Here is a 22,524-nt window from a genome sequence, read left to right on the forward strand (position 1 = left end):
TTACCGTTTTAGCATATCTTATTACACTGTAGCTTCTGTTACTGGATTTCTTTCTGCAATGTAGCGAGATACATGCTTGTAGCTGACAGCAAATACGATAAATGTCAGTACAAGGAATGCCACTAAGCAAATTAGAAGTACAAAACCATTTGCCAGCATAAACCCTGGATCTCCTAAAGAAATAACGGATTTAAGCCCTGCATTAGAATACGTTAGCGGTAAGAATTTACTAAGCGCTTGTAAGTTCTCCGGTAACATAGGTATTGGTAGGTTCGAGCCTGTTGTAGATAATTGAAGAACGATGAATGCAAGAGCAATAAATCGACCAATATTACCTCCTAATGCTATCAAGAAGAATACAATAGACATAAACGCTAGACTTACAAAAACAGTAAACAGTATAAATAATCCCGCATTAGTAACCTGAAGTTTCAAGAAGAATAATGAAAATAAAGATACTAATAAACCTTGAGCAACTGCAAATAATGAAAGCTGCATAAGTTTACTTGCATACCAGCTAAATAATGAACCTGGCAAAGTAACTGGTCTTTTGAAATCAACGATAAAAGATAAGATTAAAATTCCAACAAATAAAGCTAAAGAAATAATATATGGGGCTGTAGAATCACGGTAATAATTATAGCTGTTCACCGTCTCCCCCTTAAAACTAACCGGATTAGAGAATTTAGCTATATTAGCTTCACTCACCTGAATACCATTTACTTGTTCCGCTCCACCTGCTAAGCCAGTTTGAAGCTCTTGGCTTCCAGATTGCAATTGATTTGCACCATCGTTTAGTGATGTTACCCCTAAAGTCATTGTCTCCCAACCAACTGCTACAGTTTGGTTACCATCACTAATTTGTGTAAGCCCTGCCTTTAAATCAGTAACTGCATTGCCAATCTTCGTCCAAGAACTTGCAACAGTGGCATTCCCATTAGCCACTTGATTTGCTCCTGTTTTAAGTCGATTGATCCCAGCATTAGCTGCCGTTTGTCCTTCTACAAGTTGATTGATCCCAGCATTCAGCTGCTTAGACCCTGTGGTAAGCTGAGTCGCTCCAGCAACTAAAGCGTCAGCACCCTGCTTTAATGGTTGAACTTGCTGATCAAATTGAGTGAGACCTTTTGAAATTGCATCACTTGTACCTACAAGCGTCATAAATTCCACATCTTTTGCAAGCTCAGGATGTTTTGCTAAATAACCCTTCAAGCCTTCCGTAAGATTTTGAGATCCTCCTGAAAGCGTTTTCGTAGATTCTGTCACTTTAGCAATTCCACCTGCTAACTGCTCTGCCCCTGGTTTCAACTGTTTTTCTAAGCCTGCAGATAATGTGGAACTGCCTGTGTTAACAGTCTTTAAACCATTCAATACCTGGTCAGATCCAGCTTTTAGAGAATCTAAGCCTTGCACAACCTCTTTTGATCCTGCAGCCAGCTTTTTAATGTCATTCTCTCCGCTTTTAATCGAGCTAAGTAATTGGCTAGCTCCATCCTCAGCAGTTTTAGCTCCAACTGCAAGCTTCTGAACATCTCCTGATTTTTCGTTTAAAGATTGTAGCAGTTGACTTGTACCTGCCGAAAGACTTGTTGTACCCTCATACAATTTGTTAGAACCATCAGCACCGGAAGCAAATCCATTAGAAATATCACCAAATCGTGCGAATAATGTTTTGGTGTAGGTTTCCGTAATTTTGTTTCCTAGCTGTTCACGAATTTTTTCTGTAGCACTTTTCGTCACCTGTGAAGCCATGAAGTTCAAGCCTTCATTTTGTGTATAAATTATTTCTGCTACCTGTGGATTAGCATCTAGCACGGTTGTTACCTTGCTAGAAAAGTCCTCTGGAATCTCAATCGTCATATAATACTTCTGACTCTTGAGTCCTTTTTCGGCTTCCTCTTTCGATACAAAATCCCATCCTAATGCTGGATTTTGCTTCAAATCTGCCACTAAATCATTCCCCACGTTTATTGGGGCTCCCCCTGATTCAGCACCTGCATCATTATTAACAAACGCTACAGGTAAATTATCTAGATTGTCATACGGATCCCATGTAGCAGATAACAACACTGCTGCATAGACAATTGGAATTAGCAAAACTCCAATGAGTGAAAATAATACCCCTTTTTTCTCTGTTAGCTTGGATAATTCCACGCCCAACAATTTGAACGCACCCATACATAACCCCCTATTTTAAATTAAAAAAATGTAGAAACAAAAAATGAATACTCATTCATTTTTATTCCTACATTAATTATATTTTAAATTTTTAGATTTTTCATTATTTTTGTTAAATAGTAATTTTAGACAAAAATTATCAAAATTTCACTGTTCAACAATATACTGATCCAAAGCACGGCTTACACTCTCTACAAAATTACCGCCAGCTCCCCAATCAAAACGCATAAATGCTCCTGCCCCACCACCAGAGGCTACTGCATGAACCTTGGTAAATTCCTCCAAATTGTCTAATGTGATAGTTAAAGATGCTCTATTACTTGTTCGATAATAGAATTTTTCTATTACACAAACAACTATCTCTTGGTCTCCTACAGAGCGCTTATATACGTCTAACACCTTACCAGATATAGATCCTGTGACAATTGATTGTTCTATTACCCTTAATGCCTCAATAGGTGTAATATCCACATAAAAATCTCGCACGTCTTTCATAATAACCGCCCCCTTTCTAACTTCTACGGTGCGGAAGTTAAAAAGTTCCATGTCACAAGGCATTATTACATGATTAATAATTGGTACAACGCAAGATTCTTAAACGATTTTACCTTATGCTATATGCTCTTTTTTGCATGGGAGCACATCTGATGCATGTCCCAATTGATTGGATGTACAGAGAAGATAATTCCCATTTAGAATGGCCGCCGAAGTCTCAATAAATACATGTGATAAATTTGTAAATCCTTATTTTTGTATATTATTAATAATGACTGATAAATTACACATAATAATTTCATACTATCAATTATTTAATTTTTCCTATTTTAAATTTTCCACGATTATTTCTTTTTAAACTTTTATAAAAATATAGGTTCGTCCACCAAATATTCCTATTCCAATACCTGTAGGCTGTTCTCCGTTACAGCGGACGCTCTCTATTTATTGATAGTTACCTCGTAGCCTTGTTTTATCTCATAAAAAAGCGGCATCCATGCGGATGCCGCTTTACAAGGGACGAACTTAACGTTGAGGGGGTTAAGTCGTAATAAATACTCAGCTGTACTTTGGAGAAAAGTTGCTGGTAAGAACCTTCTCTATTGAGTAAGCTCTATACGATAATGATAATCATTTTCAATTAGTGTGTCAACCATTTTTATTAATGTAATTTTTTACTTACCCAAGTTAAGTTTTACTTACTAATTGTTTTGGCAGTCGATTAATGGGGTGAATGCTTCTTTCTTTCCCATAGAAAGCGTTCGCCAGTGAGGAAATCGAAGTTACACACCTTTGAATAGAGGTTTGTTCGTTGTACTCCCCTTCTACTCGTTTGCCAATAACTTTATTGTAAAACTAAAATGCATATTCCTTTTAGCTTCGGGAATAGCTAATAACAATCCCCAAAAAAAAGGAGTGAGAAAGAATGGATCGAAAAATAGACAAACAAGTGGAAGTAGCATTAGAAAGCTTCAGTACAGACGAAAAAAATAATATCCTAAAAAGCTTTACTACATTTAAGGATTATCTAGCTGACAAAGTTAAAATGGGTGAAAAAATGGGTTTAAGTGATGAGACCCTTGCAAAAGCAACCGAGAAAGTCGCAGGTTATCTTGCAGCGCACGAAGAACCTAGAAACCGTGAAGAACATCTTTTACAGCAACTATGGAAAACTGCTGACAAAGATGAGAAGCAAGCACTTAGCCAAATGCTTTTAAAACTTACGAAACATGAAGGATAAACGAGAAGAGGCAGATGGTCGTTTATTAGACAATCCTGATAGGGTTAAGACGACTAAAGTCAGCCTGTTCGATATGCATGAGGATATGCAAACTGTTGATGCAATCTCTGTAGAGGATTTGAACATTCAAGTTCAAGACGAAAGAGATCATACCCACACGAAAAACCGTTCTTCTAGCGAAGAACGATTTCCTCCTAGATGATGTTTCTCCAACCTGGAAATAAAAAAGAATGCTCCTTTCCCCTTGGAGCATTCTTTTTATATTAAAGAGGAGTAGCCCTAATCAATTTAGCTTGAACCAAACGACGTCTAATAACCACTCCTACTAGTGCTGCAACTATAGATTTTACTAAATCAGGAATAAGAAAAATTAACAATCCACCCTTGAAGGCTCCCTCCCATGAAATACCGGAAACCATTTTTAGCCAAACCATACCGATAGATAGAATAATGACTACACTGAGCATATTGGCTCCAATAGCTACAAATTTGTTATGACCAAACAGGTCTAACAAAAAACTTATACATATCACAGCTGGTAGCGTAGCTAAAATATATCCTCCTGTTGGACCGAGTAATATGCCTGGTCCTCCCGTCATACCAGCAAAAACAGGTATCCCACCGAGGCCAAGTAATATATAGATGATAATGGCAAGACACGCATACTCTTTAGGTAAAATAGTAGCTGTTAACATAACAGCAATCGTTAAGAGTGAAAATGGTACAGGTGGTATAGCGATCATGATCTGAGCCGCTACGGCAATAATGCCAGCAAAGATAGCAGCAGTAATCATCATTTTCAAACGTTCATTTCTCATAATTTTTTCCCCTTTTATTTGTGTTAACCTCTTATAAATATAGGTTAACACAAAGTTAGGTAAAAGAGAACAAAATAAAAAAAAGAAACCGAAGGATGATTCTCGGTTTCTTATAATATTTGAAGCAAGTCTGTCTAGCAATGCTTACAACCAACGACTCACTGCATTTTCTACTGATTCTAATCGTACCGTACTCTTTTGCATAGGAGGTGGACATGACTTGTTATAAGCCATAATTTTTTCATTTACTTTAGTAATTCGAAAATGGAGACCTTCTTTAAGACCAAGTGTATAGTTAGACGCTATATCCTGTAACTCATCACGAATTTCATGCTGTAGCTTCAGCCAGTGTGGTTTGTACCCCGCATCCTTGGCTATCTTTTGAAAGTGCTGAAAAATGTCTCCTGAGAAATATTCATCCGAGATCGGTTGACCCATTCCCTTGATACGATCCATGCCTCCAGACTTTTCATAGTTCCTAAGAATATCACCCATTAAATCGTTAACCGGCGGTGTATAATCGTCCTTATCCATCATCAAACCTCATTTCATAGAGATGTGTGGTGCTTTTTCAGACAAAATTCTTAAAAATTTCTGCTGTTCGCTAGGTGAGATAATGACACTTCCAAGCACTGCTTTTTTATAATGAATTTCCAACGCATCCTTAGAAGATAGAATTCGATAACCAGCTAAAATTTGAGATGTTTTATTGACTTTCGTTATATCCTCATAAGGAATTTTACTTTTAAACGGCCCTCCTTTAATAAATAAGTACTTCTCCCTAAAAGAATACTCAATATCAAAGATTATCCACAAAATAAATCCAACACACATGATAAATAGAATACTGATAATAACCACTGCTTTTACATCTACATCATCTGAAAAGATTTCATATAAGGCAGGTACAAGAGTAGCAAGTGCTATTATAAAAATTGCTACTCCTATAAAATAAGCAAAGGTTTTATCAATTTTAGATTTAAAGGTCATTCCATCCCCTCCTAGACAGATTTCGTGGCTGTATCCTTAATCCCTTCCCTATGTGCGTATATATTCTTTAAAATAGCTTTAATAACTGCATAGGTTGGAACCCCTAAAATGATTCCCATTAAACCTGCAATATTTCCAGCTGCTAAAATGATTGTAATAACCGTTAGTGGATGAATATCCAAGGATTTCCCCATCACGTTTGGAGTAATGAAGTTACTTTCAATTTGCTGAGCTACAAGCATTATAATCGCTACGTAGATAGCTAGTTTAGGCTCTTGAATTAAAGCAATTATAACTGCAGGAACTAGGGATATATATGGCCCTAAGAATGGAATAACATTCATAATCATCCCAAATAGCGCTAGTAGTAAGGCATATTCAAGACCAATTGCTGTATATCCAATGAATAACATTACTCCCACTAAAAAACTCACGAATAATTGTCCTTGAACGTATGAGCGAAGAGTATCATCTATATCAGATAAGGTTTTACGTATAAACTTTTTCTTTTCCCCCTTAAAAAACTGTGTAATGAAAGGGACAAATTTTTCATGATCCTTCAGCATATAGACCAGGAAGAATGGGACAAGCACCAATAAAAATACTCCTTGGAATACATTCTGGACGAACTTAACTATCAAACCGCCTGCAGATACTGCTATCGTTTCTATTTTTCCACTTGCACTATCTATCGTAGTTTGAATTGCCTCTGGCAGTTCACCAAATTTTTTTCTCTGGGAAATGGAATAATTAACAAATTCCTCTACCTCTTCTACCATCTCAGGTGTATTATCTACCAACGCATTCACCTGTTTTGTTAGGACAGGACTTAATAATGCAATGAATCCCCAAATAAGGAGACCAATTACAACAAATACTGATATAATACTAGCCCATCGTGGAAATTTTTTCGATTCTAGCCATTTTTGAAGTGGTCTGGATAAATAGAATAATACCCCACCCAATAACAGCGGCATAAAAATAGCCTGGGCAATTGTCAGAAAAGGGGAAAAGATCGATTTAACCTGCATAAACATAAAAATAATTAATAAAGTAAATAATATTGCGGTTCCAACCTGGAACCAAAGCTTTTTAGTCAACTAACTTTCACATCCTCCATGTAGGTTTAACATAATCTTATATACGAATTATCATAAGGTAAGTTTCATCATTATACGTATCGTACCATTTTTATAGTAAACTGTTAATAATTCTTAACTTGAATAGGGGGAGACTCTTGGAATACTATAAAAAATTGCGCCAATATGTTGGGCATCAGCCACTCATACTGCCTGGTTCAGTTGTGCTAATACTAAATGAACAAAACGAAGTGTTACTTCAAGAAAGAGCACCTGGCATTTATGGTCTGCCTGGAGGATTAATGGAGCTTGGCGAAAGCCTGGAAGACACTGCACATCGAGAGGTTTTAGAGGAGACCGGCTTGCGTATTGGAAAACTGACACTTTGCCAAGTTTACTCAGGTCCTGATTATTATATAGAAAATCCAAATGGTGATACCTTTTATTCGGTTACTATCGTTTACAAAACCTATGAATATGAAGGCCTACTTACACCGGATGAATTAGAATCTATCTCACTTCAATTTTTTCCACCAAATAACTTACCAGATGGTATCCTAGCATCTTATCGTACCTTTATAGAAGACGAGTTATTGGATTAAGAAGTATATTTGCTCCTTAGCAACATTAAAGCAATTAAACACTTAATGAATGATGAATAAAACATTAATAAAATTAGTATTACTAAAAAATTAGATTATCATTCCTATTTAATATAAATACACAGTAACCGAATTTTATAGCCTTAACTATCTAACTCTATACCCTAAACATAAAATAGAAACCAGACGTCTACTGTTTATGTAACAGCAGACACCTGGTTTTTTATTTTACCTCACCATCTAATACATGCTTTTTCGTAATCGAAAATGTCACAATGAAGTAAATGATATAAATCAGAACAATGACCGCAACTATAATAAGCAATAAATAAGTCATGCTTAACTGCTCTTCAAATCCTAGTAAATGAATAAATTTCTCTGAAATCATCGCCACTGGAATCGCTATAACGACAGGCACAATAATAGGAAATGCAAAAAAGCTAGAAATTTGTTTAGCAAGTGTAGTTGTTTGGAATGATTTCGACACTCCAATTCTATATAAAATATTATATTTTTTTATGTCGTCACTTATGTTTGATAATGTCTTCAGTGCTAGAATGGCCATCACAAGTAAGATAAACACAAAGCCTAAGTATAATGCGCTCACAATTAAGATTGCTGAAAATGCCATACTAGACAAGCGCTCATAGCTTTGAACACGATAATCACTACGTTGAACAAAGAAATTTTCTACCGGTTCTAGATAAGACAACTTCTCGTGCAAAACGTTTGGATCAAAATCAACAGCTTTTAAATCCATCGCATAAGCTGTTTGGACTTGCTTCATGCCTTCTATTACTTCATCTGGAACCACTATGACAAAGTATGCCCAAACAAAAGCAGGCAATTGTGTCTCCAGATGACTAAATGTGTACGACTTTCCATTGGATTGGACCGTTTGTTTAGAAAAATCATAGCTTTCTATTGCAGTCATATCAGAATATATCGCAAATTCATTTTTTAACGTAATCGGCTCTTCTCCAATAGCTTTAAGCAGTTTATTTAAATCTGACTCGCGCACATATACATCTTTATCCGTAAATTCTTCATCATACCAAGAAGTTTGCTTAAGAAAATCCACTTTTTCAGTAGAAAAGAATGGCGTTTCAATATATCGTTCAATTTCTGTAAGTTTTTCAATTTCCTGTTTTGCCTGTGCAATTGAAACTGGTGGAACAACCCCCAACTCTGCATTCCCCATTACATCAAATGGATAGCGTGTAGCTATATTTTCCTCTTCGACTGCCTTATACAAAAAGCCTGTATTTGCTGCAATAATTGCAAAGGTCATCAAAAATGCAAGTAATCCCAGTAAAATCGCATTGGTACCTAAAGTGGCACTTAACTGGCGAAGGACAAATTGATTTGTTCCTTTTTGGCGTAGCTCTTTGCTTTTTAATAGGATATAAATTAAGCTTTTCCCTAGCCCAAAATGGAATGTAATAATCGAGATAGCTAACAACACAATCATTAACAGTAAACCTATAGCGCTATCTGAATTGTCCAGGAATACACCTTCTAAATGAATGGAAAATTGATAAAAAGCATACACGATAGCTATAGCTGAAATGACTGTTACTATACTTGAGATCACGGGTATGCTTTGTACTTTATTTACTTTCTTTTCCCCATGAATGAGCTCAAAAATTGTGACACGTTTTAAATAAACACTCGATGCGATAAATGTCACAATAAAAATAGCTACAGTCATCACAAACGTGACAATAACACCTTTAACCGATACAAGCGAAAATGCGAACTCAAATTCTAGAAGCTTTGACATCAATAGCATGAGTCCTTGATACAATAAAGAACCAAATATAAATCCTGTCAAAATAGCAAAAATACCAAGAAAGCTATTTTCAATTAGAAATAATTTCACAATGTGATGCCGTTTCATACCAAGAGTTAAATATGTACCAAATTCTCGTTTGCGTAACTTTAGCATAAACGCATTCGCATAACCAAGAACCACTGCGATGATGACACACAAAAAGCCAGACAATACTAATAAACCTACGGAAAGTGACGCAAACGAATTCGCACGTTCCTGCAAATCCTTATTATAAATCATATTATTCATTGCAAAGACGAGTGAAATCGTCATTGAAATTGTCACAAAATAAATTAAATAATTGCGTAACTGACGCTTCATATTGCGAAAAGCTAATGTTTTATACAAGCCCTTCACCTCCAAGCAGCGCCATTGTTGCTAAAATTTCTTCGTGTATCACTCTATTGGATTTATCCCCTTTATACAGTTCATTCCATAGCTTACCATCTTTTAAAAATAGTACCCGCTTGGCGTAAGACCCTACGAGTGGATCATGCGTGACCATTAAAATAGTCGACTGCATTTCCTCATTCATCATTACCAGTGTGCCCATTAGCTTCTTCGAATTTATCGAATCAAGTGCGCCAGTTGGCTCATCCGCCAAAATAACGCTAGGTTTTGTTATCAATGCTCGTGCACAAGCAACTCGTTGACGTTGACCACCTGATAGCTCAACCGGAAACTTATTCAGCTGTTCTGAAATAGCTAGTTGCTCGGTAATTTGCCTGCATAAAACAGATGATTTTTTATGAGCAACCCCTTGTAAATTCAAAGGTAACGTAATATTTTCTTCTACTGTTAAGGTATCCAGTAGATTATAATCCTGAAAGATAAAGCCCAGTTTGTCACGTCTATAATGCGCTAGTTCATCCTCTTTTTTAGAAGAAATTACGTCTCCCTCTAAAATGATTTTCCCTGCGCTGACACGGTCGATTGTTGAAATACAATTTAGTAAAGTACTTTTTCCGGAGCCGGAAGCACCCATGATTGCCACAAAGTCACCTTTTGCCACGTCAAAAGAAATACCATCTAAAGCCTTAGTAACCACTTGACCTGTTCCGTAATATTTCGTTACATCTTCTACTTTTAATAAAACCTTCATTCGATCTTCCCCCGTTTTAAATCTAGCTTAGCATATTAAGATCTCATGTTATCTAACGGTAACAGCATGTAATCTTACATTTACGTTAGATTTGAAGGAAACTCCAGTGTAAAGCGTGTAAATTGTCCAACCTCAGATTGTACGGTAAGTCGGATATGCAATTCGTCACACATTTTGGAGACAATATATAACCCTATTCCGGTACTTGTCCCGAAATTTCTTCCATTTGTCCCTGTGTAGCCACGATCAAAAATCCGGGGTAATTCTTGCTTGGGTATACCAATACCATTATCCTCATATACTAAGGCTTTTTCAGAAATCTGCATCTTCACTTGACTGCTTGGACTATACTTTGCGCTATTAATTAAAAACTGGTTCACGATAAACTGTAGTGCTTTTTGGTCACTAAAAATGATCGCTTCCCCATCCACTGATACTCTAATTTTAGCTGCAATGAGTAAATCCATTTGATTTTTTACCGCTTGATTTAGTAACTGTCCTAATTGAAAAGGTGCTAGCTGCTTATCCTTTTCAAGTGATTGCAGCCTTGCAAAATGTAAAATATGATCCGTCAAATTATTCAACCGCTTCAGTTCCCGACGTAGCTTACGGATATCAGCATCATTCGCTAAGACTAAGTTCATTGCCGTAAGTGGCGTCTTCAGCTCATGAATCCATTGTTCCACAAATTCTTTATACTCCTTTGCCTCTCGATTTGCTTGCTCTACACGAGAAATAGCATCCTGCGATATAATACGCATAATGTCAAAATATTGTTGCTCGGTAAATGAGTACGGAGTTGGTAGTACTTCTCCTACTAAATAAGGCTGCTCCACCTGCCGGAGTAATCGTTCCAAACGTCTTAGCTTATTTTTAATTGTGATAAAATTTACAGCAAGCCAAGTACCACATAACAGAAGATAAAAAGTGCCCAATGTTACAATTGATAATGTCGGTATTTCAAGCATCACTAAAAAAATAAGCATAAAAATAAAAGCAATGAGTAGACATCCAATCGTAATAATACGGTCTAGTAAAAATTGTTTCATCAAAGGCGATACCCCACACCTCGTACTGTTTTAATAAATTCTACTGCTCCTATTTGTTTTAATTTATCCCTTAAACGATTAATATTGACGTAAAGTGTATTCTCATCGATATATAGACTATCATTCCATAACTCCTCAATAATTTCTTCCCGAGTTATGAGCTCCTTTTTCATAAGACTTGCTAAAATGCGCGTTTCATTTTTCGTCAGCTCTATAGATTGTCCCTTAAAGCTGGCTTTTAAATTGGCTATCTCCAGTGAAAGTCCTCTAACCTCTTCACTAGTAGTAGACACCTTACGTGCTAGGAGTCTTGCAATACGAGCAAGTAAGATCGATGTATTATAAGGCTTTCGAATATAATCATCCGCTCCAACACCAAAACCAATTAATTCATCCTCATTTGAATCTCTCGCCGTCAAAAAAATGATGGGAATGTCTGACGTCTCGCGAATCCTTCGACATATTTCGAAACCATTTTCCCCTGGTAAATTAATATCAAGTAGCACCAAATCACAAGGCAATGCATCCACCGGCTCGTACCCATGAACTCGTAACAACATTTTTAACTCTTCATATATTGTTTGATCGTCTTCTATAACTAAAATCTTGTACATGCCTTAGCCCCTTCAGGTTCCATTATTATCGTGTATAAAGTTAAAAATTCACTAATAAGTATAGTTTAATCATAAAATAGGAAGAACACCAAAATACTATGAAATTAAAAAACACACTAACATTAGTTTACAAATCCAACCGTGGTTTGTGCTTCTAATGTTAGTATATTTTTTAAAACATAACCTTTATTCTGTAGGGGACTTCTAATGTCAATGTCTATAGCTATTCAAACCCAGGAAACCTTACCACCTCCCATTTTGTTTTACGTAGAGATGAAATAACTTCATTGCCTACATTTAAATTAGTCTTAACAATTTGCGGAGGTGTTAAAGCCATCCATTGGGTAAGAGACACATCTTGGTAAATCGGTGATTTAAAAATTTCCAAATACCACAAAGGTGTCGTACCTGTGTTTTGGATATAATGACCATAGCAAAATGGCATATACCCTACGTTACCTGAGCGAACATCAAAGGTTCGTGCTGTTCCATCTGCAGCATAACCAGTCATTCTACCTTGACCTGTGAGAAAATATTGAAATTCATCATTATTAGGATGCCAATGAAGCTCTCGCATTGCTCCAGGGAGGATTTCAACTAATGCTGCTGATATAAGCTGAGAAACGGGGAAATTTCTAGAATCTACCACTCTAACCGAGCCCCCCGGTGAGGTAATCGGTTTTTGTCCTAATAATGAATGTGAAAATTTCCTTGTTCCAAAAGGACTAAGAGGCTCTACTTCACTGATGGGACCTGGTACGGTAGATTGATAAATATACTTTTCGGTTTTTGGTATGTCTCTGAAGGCTTCTTCTGGAAGACCAAAGTTAGCAGACAGTACCTCTTTTGGAGTATGGGCAAACCAATCAGAAATAGTAAATGTATCTAAATCAGAAAAATTCCCGTTGTCAAAAACCAATAGGAACTCGCAGCCTTCCTCTAGCCCTTGAATAGAATGGGGAATCCCAGGCGGGAAGTACCAGATATCCCCTGGCCCTACGTCAGCTATAAAGTTTTTTCCATTTTCATCTACAGCTGTGATCCTTGCTCTACCCGCTAGCATATAAGACCATTCCACTTCCTTATGCCAATGTAGTTCACGAACGCCTCCTGGAGTTAGCCTCATATTCACCCCAGCAAGAGTGGTTGCTACCGGCAATTCACGAGCCGTGATCTCCCTAGACCACCCGCCTGGCTTCAATGTCATATTTGTATCGGAAAACGAAAACGTTAAATTTGGTACGGTTCCGGCGTCGGTTACTGGAGGCACAAGCATATTAGGATTTTCAATTGCACGGATAATATCTCTTGGACCCAGGTCTGTTCCACCTGCACCGTCCGACTCTCTAATCGGCTGTGGAATATCCTGCGGTGGAATACATCTTAACAAATCCTCATAGTTAAAGTTATTATTGCTCAGGTTCTTCACTCCTTCATCTACATACCATTTACTATATGAAATCATATGGGAATGAGTTATTTACATAAAGATAGGAAGTAAACCTAGTAAGGAAATGATAATAACGCTCGCTTGTCGGTTGTTCGAAAAATAAGTTGATAACCTTTTGAATTGGATATTTATGTTAAAATATTAAAAAGTATGTTGCTGGGGGAATTGATTATTAAAATTAATACCTATTTTATTCAATTATCGCTAACAATGATTGTTATTTTCGGTGGAACTTTTGCTATTCGTTATTTAAGAACCAATGAACTCCTAGTAGACCAACTTATAGGAGCGTCAGTTGGAGTTTTGCTTCTTATGGCATCATTGATTTGGAGGAGAATAAACAAGTAATTACAAGACGTTACTGAAAATTGGCATATGTGTATAGAACGAGTAAATGCATTTAGGGGGTGTAATTAATGGCTTTGAATTTGGATGATGTTTTAGCGACTTTAATATTTTTGATTTTTATTGTTCTAGTTATTGCAATTATTTTTATCGTTATTAAAGGTTTAAGAAGCTCAACTAAAGAAAAACAAATAATAAACCAAAAGTTAGATGCCGTATTGAAAAAGTTAGATGAGCTAAATAAGAGTTGATATTATACGCTATTACACTGAGAGTAAAATGAAGAAGAAAAAACACCTCTAGATCACTTCTCTAGAGGTGTTTTTTCTTCTTCTATTAAATATCCTATTTATGCGCAATATGGACTTTTAAAAGCTTACCCTTAATCGTTGTGTTTCTCATTTTTTTCAATACTAGAGGTCCTTTACCATTTAGAATTTCAACGTATGAAACGTTATCTTGAATAGTAATAATACCGATGTCGTCAGCAGAAACGCCCTCAATTTTGGCTATTGTCCCTACGAAGTCTACCGCTCTGATTTTCTTTTTCTTACCACCATTGAAATATAGCTTAGTAATATTAACATTCAGCTGCTCGCCTTTTGATTTCTTAGCTTCTGGCTGCTCCTGCATCTTCAAATCAAACGCTGCTCTGTTTTGAGCAACCATTTCTGACGTAATTTCACGACCAGTTGGAATTTCAAAGCCAATAAATGCTTCAATCTCTTTTACAAATTTGTCTTCATGAGGAGTCGCAAGCATAATCGATTTTCCGCTTCTGCCAGCTCTTCCTGTTCTACCTGTACGGTGTACATAGCTTTCTTGCTCTAACGGCACATCATAATGTACTACGTGCGTAATATCTTCAATATCAATACCACGTGCTGCGACATCCGTAGCGATCAAATAACGGAATTCTCCTTTTCTGAAATCATCCATTACCTCAAAGCGATCTTCCTGCATCATACCACCGTGAATCTTATCTGCCGTATAGCCTTTATTGTCTAATGCGTCTACTAATTGATCTACACGCTCTTTTGTCCGGCAAAATACAATACAGCTATCCGGATTTTCTGTAATCGTCAGCTTTTCTATGAAGGCTAGCTTCTGGTCATCTTTCACTATATATTTTAAATGCTCAATTTTAGGCGTATCTTCTTCAGCTGCGTCTATTTCTATTGATACCGCATCATTCATATATCTGCCGCTCAACGTTTTTATCTCCTGTGACAAGGTTGCAGAGAATAGCATAGTCGTACGTTTTTTAGGAAGCAGTTTTATAATAGATTCTACTTGTTCAAGGAAGCCCATGTTTAACATTTCATCTGCTTCATCAATTACTAAGTATCCTATTTTGGATACATCCAATGTTCCTTTTTCTATATGGTCTAACACACGACCTGGAGTTCCAACTACAATATGTGTTTTTTGCTTTAATGCCAGCTTTTGCTTTGCAAATGGAGATTTTCCATACAACGCTAATCCTTTAATTCGTTTATAGCGACCGATATTTGTGATGTCTTCCTGAACCTGCACTGCAAGCTCTCTTGTCGGGGTTAAAACTAAAGCTTGTGGCTTATTTTCTTCCCAATCTACTAGCTCACATAAAGGAGTGGCAAATGCTGCAGTCTTCCCACTACCTGTTTTCGATTTAACCAGAATGTCTTTCTTTGATAAGGCTACTGGGATAACCTTTTGTTGGACTTCTGTTGGCTCTGTGTAACCTAGTTGTTCAATTGCTTGCAATATTTTATCATCTAATTTAAATTCGTTAAAATGCATTCTGCATAATCTCCTCTTAGTTAAAGCCTAATTTATCTTCCGCGTTCTTTTTCTTGCCTTACTTCTATCATGTGCAAATGAGGTCATCTCAAACATAAAATGTGCTAGTGTCATTGGACAAACTACAATTCGACAATATTCGTAGGGAATCTCTTTTTAATAATCTTAAACTACAATTTTCAACCCAGTTTTGTGGTATAATTACTATATCGCTCTGTGAGTGAATATATTAGAAAAGAGGCAGATACATGAGTTTCCAACGACAACCTAAGGATGTTTCACCTTTCGTGGCAGCACGGAAAATTGATGAGAAGATCTCTTTTACACGCAATGATGTTGAAGTACAGGGTACTATTTTTAAAATCCTAGAGCAATCTGTTATTGTCGAAATATCTATGGAGGATGCGAAGAAAATTAATGTTCCTTCGAATCTTACAGTAGTATCACATAAAAACTATACGGTGATATAACGGAGTATTTCTTCTAGAAAAGCTTGACCATATTTGTCACGCTTATTAGCACCAACTCCATGTACATCTAGTAGCTCATCTTCGGTTTGCGGACGCTTTACGCACATGTCTTGTAATGTTTTATCAGAAAATATAACAAACGGTGGAACACCAGCTTCGTCCGCAATTTTTTTCCGAAGCACTCTTAACCCTTCAAATAACGGGTCATTCTTAGCAATCTGCTTTGTGACCGCTACTCCCTTACGCATGATCTTTCTCTTACCTAACAATACTTCTTTTCCTGCATCCGAAATATAAATCGTCGGCATACTTCCCTGTTTCACTAGAAGTAACCCTTCTGCAATCATAAACTCCATAAGCCCTAACACTTCTTTTAAGGATTTAGCCTTTAATATCCCATAAGTAGATAGTTTTTGAAATCCAAACTCTATTACCTTTTTATTTTCTGAACCTGTTAGCACCTGAGCGGTAATCGTCTTACCAAATCTTTGTCCCATTCTAACCACACAAGACAAAACCATTTGTACTTCCTTTGTAACGTCCTGCATTTCTCTAGAATCTGTACAATTTCCACATTGACCACAAGTTTCTCCATTGGGCTCTCCAAAATATTGCACGATATACTGCTGTAAGCAGTTTTCTGTATGGCAATAATCTACCATCCCTTGAAGTTTTTCTAATTCTTGAGGAATTCTATCTCGGTCTAATGCCTGATCGATTAAGAATCGCTGTGTTTGTACATCCTGCGATGCATAGAGAACCACACATTCACTCGGTAGTCCATCTCGGCCAGCTCTTCCAGCCTCTTGATAATAGCTTTCCATGTTTTTAGGAAGCTGATAGTGAATAACATATCGAACATTCGATTTATCAATTCCCATTCCAAAGGCATTTGTAGCAACCATAACCTGTGCCTCATCTGTAAGAAACCGCTCCTGCTCCTTGTTTCTAAAAGCCTCAGGTAATCCGGCATGGTATTTAGCCGCTTGGACACCTGCCTTGTTTAATAAATCATATAGCAAATCTACTGTTTTTCTCGTTGCTGCATATATAATGCCGACTTCCTGTGCATTCTTTTTAATAAATTCTTTTAAAAATTTATTCTTATCTTGTCCGAGCACAACAGAGAACGATAGATTTGAACGAGCAAATCCAGTTATAACCGTATTTTCATCTCGAATTTGTAATAGACGACAAATATCGTCTCGTACGGCTGGTGTCGCTGTTGCTGTTAATGCAAGAACAACAGGCTGTTTCGTGAATACATCCTTTAATCGATGAATCGCACGGTAGCTGGGACGAAAATCATGACCCCACTGAGAGATACAGTGTGCCTCATCGACTGCGATTAACGGTACCTTCACTTTTTTTAATTGGTTCAAAAAGGCTTGTGATTCCAAACGCTCTGGAGCTATATAAAGCATTCGATATTGGCCATTTAAAACCTCTTCCATCGTTTCTCTTACTTCTTCAGAAGATAATGTGCTATTTATGAATGTTGCGGGTATACCTGCCTGCAATAAGGTATCCACCTGATCCTTCATCAAGGAAATCAACGGCGAAATTACTATGGTCGTCCCATCTAATAATAGAGAGGGAATTTGATAGCAAAGAGATTTACCACCTCCAGTAGGCATAACACACAGGCTCGATTTGCCATTCATTACATAATTGATAACTTTCTCTTGTCCTTCTCTGAAAGAGTCATAGCCATAATATTCCTGTAGTAACTGTGTTGCATTTTCTAGCATGCTAGTCGCTCCTATCTAGTGAAGTAAAAAGGGAAACAGATTATTTTCCGCTTCCCTTCTTTTTATTCTCTGTATGATTAGCTGATGGTTTTGGATCTACCTTGTCGATGTCTGGTTTTAAGAGGATATAACCTATGGAAGAGGACACAATAGCTGCACCAAGTGCGATAAGAATCTTATTTATAATAGTGACTTCATTATATTCTTCTTGAGATAAAAGAATGGCTGCCAACACGACCACAATTACCATGATTGGTATGATAACTTTTGATTTTTTCAAAACAAACTTCCTTTCGCGACATATAGATTAGTATATCATAATTCATAGGAAGAATGTGACGAAGAGGGTGTAACGTCGAGTTAAATAAGTCATTTATAAGCTACTTAATTAACTGGAACCTCGTTCCTTTTTAAATATAGCTGCTTATGTGATAATAGAGAAAACATAACTAGAAGGATGAAATGTATGCAAAAAGAAATAGATATTAAAGTAAAAGACTCTCTAGCACAAGATTTACAGAAGGGGGTTCCTGTTTTACTGAAGGATGGCTTTCACGAGACGGACTCATTGATAGATGGAACAATACTAAAGCTCAGAAATCCTGGCGGAAAGTTTATAGGCAAAGGCTATGTCGGGAAGCAAAACAAGGGAATTGGTTGGCTGCTTACTAAAAATGAAGCAGAGACAATTGATACTGGTTTCTTTCAAAATAAAATTACCAATGCATTAAAGCACCGAAAAGATTACTATGAAAACGATGATACAACTGCCTTTCGCGTCTTCAATGGAGAAGGTGACGGAATCGGCGGTTTGACGATCGATTATTTTGATGAATTTTATCTACTTAGCTGGTACAGCGAAGGGATTTATGCATTTAAGGAGCAAATCTTAAAAGCTTTAGAATCAGCAGTACCTTCTTATAAAGGAATTTATGAGAAGAAGCGCTTTGATACGAAGGGTCAGTACTTAGAAGACGACGATTTCGTTAAAGGCGAACGCGGGGAGTTCCCTCTCTTAGTAAAAGAAAATGGGGAAAACTTTGCTATCTACTTAAACGATGGAGCGATGGTCGGAGTCTTCCTAGATCAGCGAGAGGTTCGAAAAAAAATACGCGATGAGTATGCAAAAGGAAAAACGGTTCTCAATACATTCTCCTATACTGGTGCTTTTTCGGTATTTGCTGCAGCTGGCGGTGCAAAAAAGACAACAAGTGTCGATTTAGCAAAACGCAGTTTAAGTAAAACGACAGAGCAATTTGAAATAAACGGGATTAATGTTGAAGAACAGGATATTATCGTGATGGATGTCTTCGATTATTTCAAATATGCCAAGCGTAAAGAATTATCTTTTGACATGGTTATTTTAGATCCCCCTAGCTTTGCCCGCTCGAAGAAGTATACGTTCAGTTCTGCTAAGGATTATACAAAATTATTAATGGATGCCATTGCGATAACAGAAAAGAATGGGGTAATTGTTGCCTCCACAAACAATGCAACCTTTGGCATGAAGAAATTTAAGACCTTTGTGGAAAAGGCATTTAACGAAAGCAATCGAAAGTATGTCATTGAGGATGAATTCTCGTTACCAAGTGATTTCCGTACTTCCCCTCTCTTCAAAGAAGGTAACTATTTAAAAGTACTTTTCATCCGGGCAAAATAAGAAAAGCGTAAGCACTACTTAGGCTTGATATGCAAATGAGGTAAGAAGGAAGGGCAGGTTTCCGGTTACTGCAAGGTTCTTGATTGTTTCCGCAAGATTTAAGCTGATCTGTGCAAGGTTTATCTCTTGTTGCAAGGTTCTTGCCGGTTTCCGCAAGGTTTGAGCTGATCTGTGCAAGGTTCTCACTTGTCTCCGCAAGGTTCTCTACCATCTCTGCAAGGTTTTAGTCGATCTCTGCAAGGTTCTCTTCCGTTTCTGCAAAGTTTAATCGATTTAATATATAGAGGAGGGGCATGACTTTTTGAGTCACGCCCCTCCTTTTTTTAAATTAACCTTTTAACTACTTTAGACATTGTTGCTCCATCTGCTTTTCCTGAAAGTAAAGGTTTAGCAATTTTCATTGCGTCACCCATGTTCATCCCCTTAGTAACTCCTGCTTCTGTAAGAGCTGTAGCAATTTCTTCTTCACTTAATTGTTTAGGCAAGAAGCTCTTTAATAATTCTAGCTTCGCTTCCTCTTTTTCAATTAAATCCTCACGCCCCGCATCTTTGGCTCCGTCCAATGCTTGGTTCGTTTGTTTTACTTCACGATTTACCACTGCTACTTCCTCTTCTTGCGTTAGAGTAGCACCTTTTTCTTTTTCAGCTTTATCTAAAGCTGCTTTTAAAAGAGTCAATACACCTTTTGATAACACATCTTTATCACGCATCGCTTGCTTCAATTGTTCAAATACTGCTGTTTTTAACATTTAAATACTTCCCTTCTACTTTACGTTCCATATATTTTATTATAGTCCACCTCTTCTCCTACTGTAAAATTTAGTTGCACTCGAGCATATAAGCAAAGTATTATATAAGCAAACACTTATATAAAGGATGGATTACTCTTGGAACAAGAAATCGAACGTGCTGCGAATCTTTTCAAGCTACTCGGTGATAAAACCAGACTTACAATGCTTAAGATGCTGGAATCGCATGATTATTGTGTTTGTGAATTTGTGGAGATTTTCAAGACGAGTCAGCCTGCAATTAGTCAGCATTTAAAAAAGCTAAAGGATGCAGGCTTAGTTCAAGAATCTAGAAGAGGCCAATGGATTATTTATTCGCTAAATAGAAATCAGGAGCTCTTTTCACTCGTACAAGGCTTGCTCGAACATTTGCCAAACCAAGACTTTTACCTGCAACAGCTAGAGGAACAAGGAAGACGTATTTCATGTAAGTAATTATTGGAGGTTTCTATATTGTCACCACTTATTTTAGCAGCAACTATTTTTATCGTTACTTTGATTTTTGTCATTTGGCAGCCTAGAGGCTTGAATATCGGCTGGTCTGCCTGCGCAGGAGCCGTTGTCGCGTTGTTAGTTGGCGTGGTCGGATTTAATGATGTCCTAACAGTAATAGACATCACCTGGAATGCTACCCTATCTTTTATAGCAATTATTCTAATTTCATTGATTTTAGATGAAATTGGTCTATTTGAATGGGCTGCCCTTCATATGGCTAGAGTAGCAAAAAGCAATGGTATTAAAATGTTTGTCTATGTCAGTCTACTAGGGGCGGTAGTTGCAGCGTTCTTTGCTAATGACGGAGCTGCTTTGATCCTTACCCCTATCGTATTGGCAATGGTTCGCAACTTAAATTTTACAGAGAAAATGATTTTTCCTTTTATTATGGCTAGTGGTTTTATAGCCGATACGACTTCTTTACCCTTTGTCGTCAGTAATCTAGTAAATATCGTTTCTGCTGATTTCTTTGGCATTGGATTTATAGAATATGCATCTCGAATGATTTTGCCAAATATATTTTCTTTAATTGCCACTATTACAGTTTTGCTGGTTTACTTTAGAAAAAGTATCCCGAGAACGTACGACTTAACCATGCTTAAACAGCCTAAGGAGGCTATAAAAGATACGTCTATGTTCCGCTTGTCCTGGTATGTGCTTGCTATTCTATTAGTCGGCTATTTCACAAGTGAGTTTATAGGGTTACCTGTGTCATTTGTAGCTGGCGTGGTTGCCATATTTTTTATCGTTATGGCAAGAAAGAGTTCCGTTGTCCATACTCGCACGGTAATTAAAGGTGCACCATGGAATATTGTCTTCTTTTCTATTGGTATGTATGTAGTTGTTTACGGACTAGGAAATGCAGGATTGACTCATGCCTTGGCGGGGGTTATTGAGACTGCTGCTGGATATGGCTTATTTACTGCAACCATGTCTATGGGGTTCATCGCTGCGTTTCTATCATCCATTATGAACAATATGCCAACGGTAATGATTGATGCACTTGCAATCGCCGAGACGAATACTACCGGTACAATCCGGGAGGCACTTATTTATGCCAATATTATTGGCTCTGATTTGGGACCAAAAATTACACCTATCGGGTCTCTTGCAACACTTGTATGGTTGCATGTCCTTTCTCAAAAAGGCGTTAAAATATCTTGGGGAATCTATTTTAAAACAGGTCTCCTGTTAACAGTCCCTATTTTATTCATCACACTATTGGGTTTATATCTTTCCTTACTAGCCTATTAACTAAAGGAGCAAAACTACAATGACCAACAAAATCATATACTTTTTATGCACCGGTAACTCATGCAGAAGTCAAATGGCAGAGGGTTGGGCAAAACAATATTTAAGTGACGAATGGATTGTAAAAAGTGCTGGAATTGAAGCACACGGCCTTAATCCTAATGCTATAAAGGCCATGAATGAGGTAGATATCAATATTTCCAATCAAACCTCAGATCTTATTGACATGGACACACTCCATCACGCCGAATTAGTCGTTACTCTATGTGGCGATGCTGCCGACAAATGTCCAGTAACACCACCCCATGTGAAAAGAGTGCATTGGGGATTTGATGACCCTGCTAAAGCAAAAGGATCTGAAGAAGAAAAATGGAGCGTCTTCCAACGAGTTCGCGATGAGATTGGTGAAAGAATTAGGCACTTCGCGAAAACGGGTGAATAAGTATGATTTCGAGCACTTATGCTCGAAATTTTTATTAATTAGTTGCATTTTACAAGTAATGACCCTATACTTTATTAGAGGTGAACCAC

General features: G+C 37.2%; 24 protein-coding genes. 9 read left to right on the forward strand and 15 right to left on the reverse strand.

All coding sequences use genetic code 11. The annotated features are described in order from the left end of the window. Positions 1 to 21 precede the first annotated feature (21 nt). Entirely contained in the window at positions 22 to 2,178 is a 2,157-nt protein-coding gene (locus tag M3627_RS09500) for a YhgE/Pip domain-containing protein (protein WP_251555250.1), read from the reverse strand. A 147-nt stretch (positions 2,179 to 2,325) separates the two neighbouring features. After that, positions 2,326 to 2,673: a DUF6054 family protein gene (locus tag M3627_RS09505; protein ID WP_169359251.1), complete on the reverse strand. Its 348-nt coding sequence runs from the start codon at positions 2,671 to 2,673 to the stop codon at positions 2,326 to 2,328. Positions 2,674 to 3,598: 925 nt separating this feature from the next. Between M3627_RS09505 and M3627_RS09510 the strand changes: the two genes are divergently transcribed. Both M3627_RS09510 and M3627_RS09515 read left to right on the forward strand, forming a co-directional pair. Then, positions 3,599 to 3,913 (forward strand): DUF3243 domain-containing protein, encoded by a 315-nt coding sequence (locus M3627_RS09510; protein ID WP_169359253.1) that lies wholly within the window; start codon positions 3,599 to 3,601, stop codon positions 3,911 to 3,913. Further along, positions 3,903 to 4,115 carry a hypothetical protein gene (locus M3627_RS09515; protein ID WP_169359254.1) on the forward strand — a complete coding sequence of 71 codons (213 nt, stop codon included), beginning with the start codon at positions 3,903 to 3,905 and terminating at the stop codon, positions 4,113 to 4,115. Before M3627_RS09510 ends, M3627_RS09515 begins: the two co-directional genes overlap by 11 nt. Positions 4,116 to 4,176: 61 nt before the next feature. Here M3627_RS09515 and M3627_RS09520 read toward each other — a convergent pair whose 3' ends face one another. From M3627_RS09520 to M3627_RS09535, 4 genes are all read right to left on the reverse strand, one after another. Beyond that, on the reverse strand, positions 4,177 to 4,731 hold the full coding sequence (locus tag M3627_RS09520) for a biotin transporter BioY (RefSeq protein WP_251555252.1): 555 nt from the start codon (positions 4,729 to 4,731) through the stop codon (positions 4,177 to 4,179). A gap of 144 nt (positions 4,732 to 4,875) precedes the next feature. After that, positions 4,876 to 5,265, reverse strand: a complete 390-nt coding sequence (locus M3627_RS09525; protein ID WP_251555254.1) for a DnaJ family domain-containing protein — start codon at positions 5,263 to 5,265, stop codon at positions 4,876 to 4,878. A 9-nt stretch (positions 5,266 to 5,274) separates the two neighbouring features. Continuing rightward, positions 5,275 to 5,721: a PH domain-containing protein gene (locus M3627_RS09530; protein ID WP_251555256.1), complete on the reverse strand. Its 447-nt coding sequence runs from the start codon at positions 5,719 to 5,721 to the stop codon at positions 5,275 to 5,277. Positions 5,722 to 5,732: 11 nt separating this feature from the next. Continuing rightward, complete coding sequence (locus tag M3627_RS09535) at positions 5,733 to 6,821, reverse strand: AI-2E family transporter (RefSeq protein WP_169359258.1); 1,089 nt, start codon at positions 6,819 to 6,821, stop codon at positions 5,733 to 5,735. A gap of 137 nt (positions 6,822 to 6,958) precedes the next feature. Between M3627_RS09535 and M3627_RS09540 the strand changes: the two genes are divergently transcribed. Continuing rightward, positions 6,959 to 7,402: an NUDIX hydrolase gene (locus M3627_RS09540; protein WP_251555258.1), complete on the forward strand. Its 444-nt coding sequence runs from the start codon at positions 6,959 to 6,961 to the stop codon at positions 7,400 to 7,402. Between the two features lie 223 nt (positions 7,403 to 7,625). Here the strand turns inward: M3627_RS09540 and M3627_RS09545 are convergent, their stop codons facing one another. The 5 genes from M3627_RS09545 to M3627_RS09565 form a co-directional block, all read right to left on the reverse strand. Continuing rightward, positions 7,626 to 9,584 carry an FtsX-like permease family protein gene (locus tag M3627_RS09545; RefSeq protein ID WP_251555263.1) on the reverse strand — a complete coding sequence of 653 codons (1,959 nt, stop codon included), beginning with the start codon at positions 9,582 to 9,584 and terminating at the stop codon, positions 7,626 to 7,628. Further along, positions 9,577 to 10,338: an ABC transporter ATP-binding protein gene (locus tag M3627_RS09550; protein ID WP_251555265.1), complete on the reverse strand. Its 762-nt coding sequence runs from the start codon at positions 10,336 to 10,338 to the stop codon at positions 9,577 to 9,579. Before M3627_RS09550 ends, M3627_RS09545 begins: the two co-directional genes overlap by 8 nt. 80 nt (positions 10,339 to 10,418) lie before the next feature. Beyond that, positions 10,419 to 11,387, reverse strand: coding sequence for a sensor histidine kinase (locus M3627_RS09555; protein WP_251555489.1), 969 nt, complete (start codon positions 11,385 to 11,387; stop codon positions 10,419 to 10,421). Then, positions 11,387 to 12,001, reverse strand: coding sequence for a response regulator transcription factor (locus M3627_RS09560; protein ID WP_251555267.1), 615 nt, complete (start codon positions 11,999 to 12,001; stop codon positions 11,387 to 11,389). The genes M3627_RS09555 and M3627_RS09560 overlap by 1 nt, the downstream gene beginning before the upstream one ends. A gap of 223 nt (positions 12,002 to 12,224) precedes the next feature. After that, positions 12,225 to 13,466, reverse strand: a complete 1,242-nt coding sequence (locus M3627_RS09565) for an oxalate decarboxylase family bicupin (RefSeq protein WP_251555269.1) — start codon at positions 13,464 to 13,466, stop codon at positions 12,225 to 12,227. Between the two features lie 401 nt (positions 13,467 to 13,867). Between M3627_RS09565 and M3627_RS09570 the strand changes: the two genes are divergently transcribed. Next, positions 13,868 to 14,047, forward strand: a complete 180-nt coding sequence (locus M3627_RS09570; RefSeq protein ID WP_251555276.1) for a DUF4083 family protein — start codon at positions 13,868 to 13,870, stop codon at positions 14,045 to 14,047. Positions 14,048 to 14,141: 94 nt separating this feature from the next. On the opposite strand, the gene M3627_RS09575 is transcribed toward M3627_RS09570, so the two are convergent. Next, a complete protein-coding gene (locus tag M3627_RS09575; protein ID WP_251555278.1) occupies positions 14,142 to 15,578 on the reverse strand; it encodes a DEAD/DEAH box helicase in 1,437 nt (478 codons plus the stop codon). A 248-nt stretch (positions 15,579 to 15,826) separates the two neighbouring features. On the opposite strand from M3627_RS09575, the gene M3627_RS09580 reads away from it, so the two are divergent. Next, positions 15,827 to 16,048, forward strand: coding sequence for a DUF2187 family protein (locus tag M3627_RS09580; RefSeq protein WP_169359263.1), 222 nt, complete (start codon positions 15,827 to 15,829; stop codon positions 16,046 to 16,048). Here the strand turns inward: M3627_RS09580 and recQ are convergent. Together recQ and M3627_RS09590 are read right to left on the reverse strand one after the other, a co-directional pair. Then, positions 16,033 to 17,799, reverse strand: a complete 1,767-nt coding sequence (recQ, locus tag M3627_RS09585) for a DNA helicase RecQ (protein ID WP_251555280.1) — start codon at positions 17,797 to 17,799, stop codon at positions 16,033 to 16,035. The two genes, M3627_RS09580 and recQ, sit on opposite strands and share 16 nt — an antisense overlap. Before the next feature lie 40 nt (positions 17,800 to 17,839). Continuing rightward, positions 17,840 to 18,079, reverse strand: a complete 240-nt coding sequence (locus M3627_RS09590; protein WP_251555282.1) for a hypothetical protein — start codon at positions 18,077 to 18,079, stop codon at positions 17,840 to 17,842. Positions 18,080 to 18,265: 186 nt separating this feature from the next. Here M3627_RS09590 and M3627_RS09595 point away from each other — a divergent pair, with 186 nt between their 5' ends. Next, positions 18,266 to 19,459 carry a class I SAM-dependent rRNA methyltransferase gene (locus M3627_RS09595; protein ID WP_169359266.1) on the forward strand — a complete coding sequence of 398 codons (1,194 nt, stop codon included), beginning with the start codon at positions 18,266 to 18,268 and terminating at the stop codon, positions 19,457 to 19,459. Between the two features lie 323 nt (positions 19,460 to 19,782). On the opposite strand, the gene M3627_RS09600 is transcribed toward M3627_RS09595, so the two are convergent. Beyond that, complete coding sequence (locus M3627_RS09600) at positions 19,783 to 20,208, reverse strand: GatB/YqeY domain-containing protein (protein WP_251555286.1); 426 nt, start codon at positions 20,206 to 20,208, stop codon at positions 19,783 to 19,785. A gap of 138 nt (positions 20,209 to 20,346) precedes the next feature. Here M3627_RS09600 and M3627_RS09605 point away from each other — a divergent pair, with 138 nt between their 5' ends. The 3 genes from M3627_RS09605 to arsC are packed head-to-tail and all read left to right on the forward strand — an operon-like array spanning position 20,347 to position 22,435. Beyond that, positions 20,347 to 20,682 (forward strand): ArsR/SmtB family transcription factor, encoded by a 336-nt coding sequence (locus M3627_RS09605; RefSeq protein WP_240949684.1) that lies wholly within the window; start codon positions 20,347 to 20,349, stop codon positions 20,680 to 20,682. Between the two features lie 18 nt (positions 20,683 to 20,700). Next, positions 20,701 to 21,996, forward strand: coding sequence for an arsenic transporter (locus tag M3627_RS09610; RefSeq protein ID WP_251555288.1), 1,296 nt, complete (start codon positions 20,701 to 20,703; stop codon positions 21,994 to 21,996). A 19-nt stretch (positions 21,997 to 22,015) separates the two neighbouring features. Further along, positions 22,016 to 22,435 carry an arsenate reductase (thioredoxin) gene (gene arsC, locus M3627_RS09615; RefSeq protein WP_251555290.1) on the forward strand — a complete coding sequence of 140 codons (420 nt, stop codon included), beginning with the start codon at positions 22,016 to 22,018 and terminating at the stop codon, positions 22,433 to 22,435. The last annotated feature ends 89 nt before the right edge of the window (positions 22,436 to 22,524 follow it).

The sequence above is a fragment of the Psychrobacillus sp. MER TA 171 genome (assembly GCF_023713305.1).
Classification (GTDB): domain Bacteria; phylum Bacillota; class Bacilli; order Bacillales_A; family Planococcaceae; genus Psychrobacillus.

Bases quoted from the DNA above. Each gene is read 5' to 3' on its own strand.
- M3627_RS09500 (WP_251555250.1), bottom strand. From the start codon at position 2,178: ATGGGTGCGTTCAAATTGTTGGGCGTGGAATTATCCAAGCTAACAGAG.
- M3627_RS09505 (WP_169359251.1), bottom strand. From the start codon at position 2,673: ATGAAAGACGTGCGAGATTTTTATGTGGATATTACACCTATTGAGGCA.
- M3627_RS09510 (WP_169359253.1), top strand. From the start codon at position 3,599: ATGGATCGAAAAATAGACAAACAAGTGGAAGTAGCATTAGAAAGCTTC.
- M3627_RS09515 (WP_169359254.1), top strand. From the start codon at position 3,903: ATGAAGGATAAACGAGAAGAGGCAGATGGTCGTTTATTAGACAATCCT.
- M3627_RS09520 (WP_251555252.1), bottom strand. From the start codon at position 4,731: ATGAGAAATGAACGTTTGAAAATGATGATTACTGCTGCTATCTTTGCT.
- M3627_RS09525 (WP_251555254.1), bottom strand. From the start codon at position 5,265: ATGGATAAGGACGATTATACACCGCCGGTTAACGATTTAATGGGTGAT.
- M3627_RS09530 (WP_251555256.1), bottom strand. From the start codon at position 5,721: ATGACCTTTAAATCTAAAATTGATAAAACCTTTGCTTATTTTATAGGA.
- M3627_RS09550 (WP_251555265.1), bottom strand. From the start codon at position 10,338: ATGAAGGTTTTATTAAAAGTAGAAGATGTAACGAAATATTACGGAACA.
- M3627_RS09555 (WP_251555489.1), bottom strand. From the start codon at position 11,387: ATGAAACAATTTTTACTAGACCGTATTATTACGATTGGATGTCTACTC.
- M3627_RS09560 (WP_251555267.1), bottom strand. From the start codon at position 12,001: ATGTACAAGATTTTAGTTATAGAAGACGATCAAACAATATATGAAGAG.
- M3627_RS09565 (WP_251555269.1), bottom strand. From the start codon at position 13,466: ATGATTTCATATAGTAAATGGTATGTAGATGAAGGAGTGAAGAACCTG.
- M3627_RS09570 (WP_251555276.1), top strand. From the start codon at position 13,868: ATGGCTTTGAATTTGGATGATGTTTTAGCGACTTTAATATTTTTGATT.
- M3627_RS09575 (WP_251555278.1), bottom strand. From the start codon at position 15,578: ATGCATTTTAACGAATTTAAATTAGATGATAAAATATTGCAAGCAATT.
- M3627_RS09580 (WP_169359263.1), top strand. From the start codon at position 15,827: ATGAGTTTCCAACGACAACCTAAGGATGTTTCACCTTTCGTGGCAGCA.
- recQ (WP_251555280.1), bottom strand. From the start codon at position 17,799: ATGCTAGAAAATGCAACACAGTTACTACAGGAATATTATGGCTATGAC.
- M3627_RS09595 (WP_169359266.1), top strand. From the start codon at position 18,266: ATGCAAAAAGAAATAGATATTAAAGTAAAAGACTCTCTAGCACAAGAT.
- M3627_RS09600 (WP_251555286.1), bottom strand. From the start codon at position 20,208: ATGTTAAAAACAGCAGTATTTGAACAATTGAAGCAAGCGATGCGTGAT.
- arsC (WP_251555290.1), top strand. From the start codon at position 22,016: ATGACCAACAAAATCATATACTTTTTATGCACCGGTAACTCATGCAGA.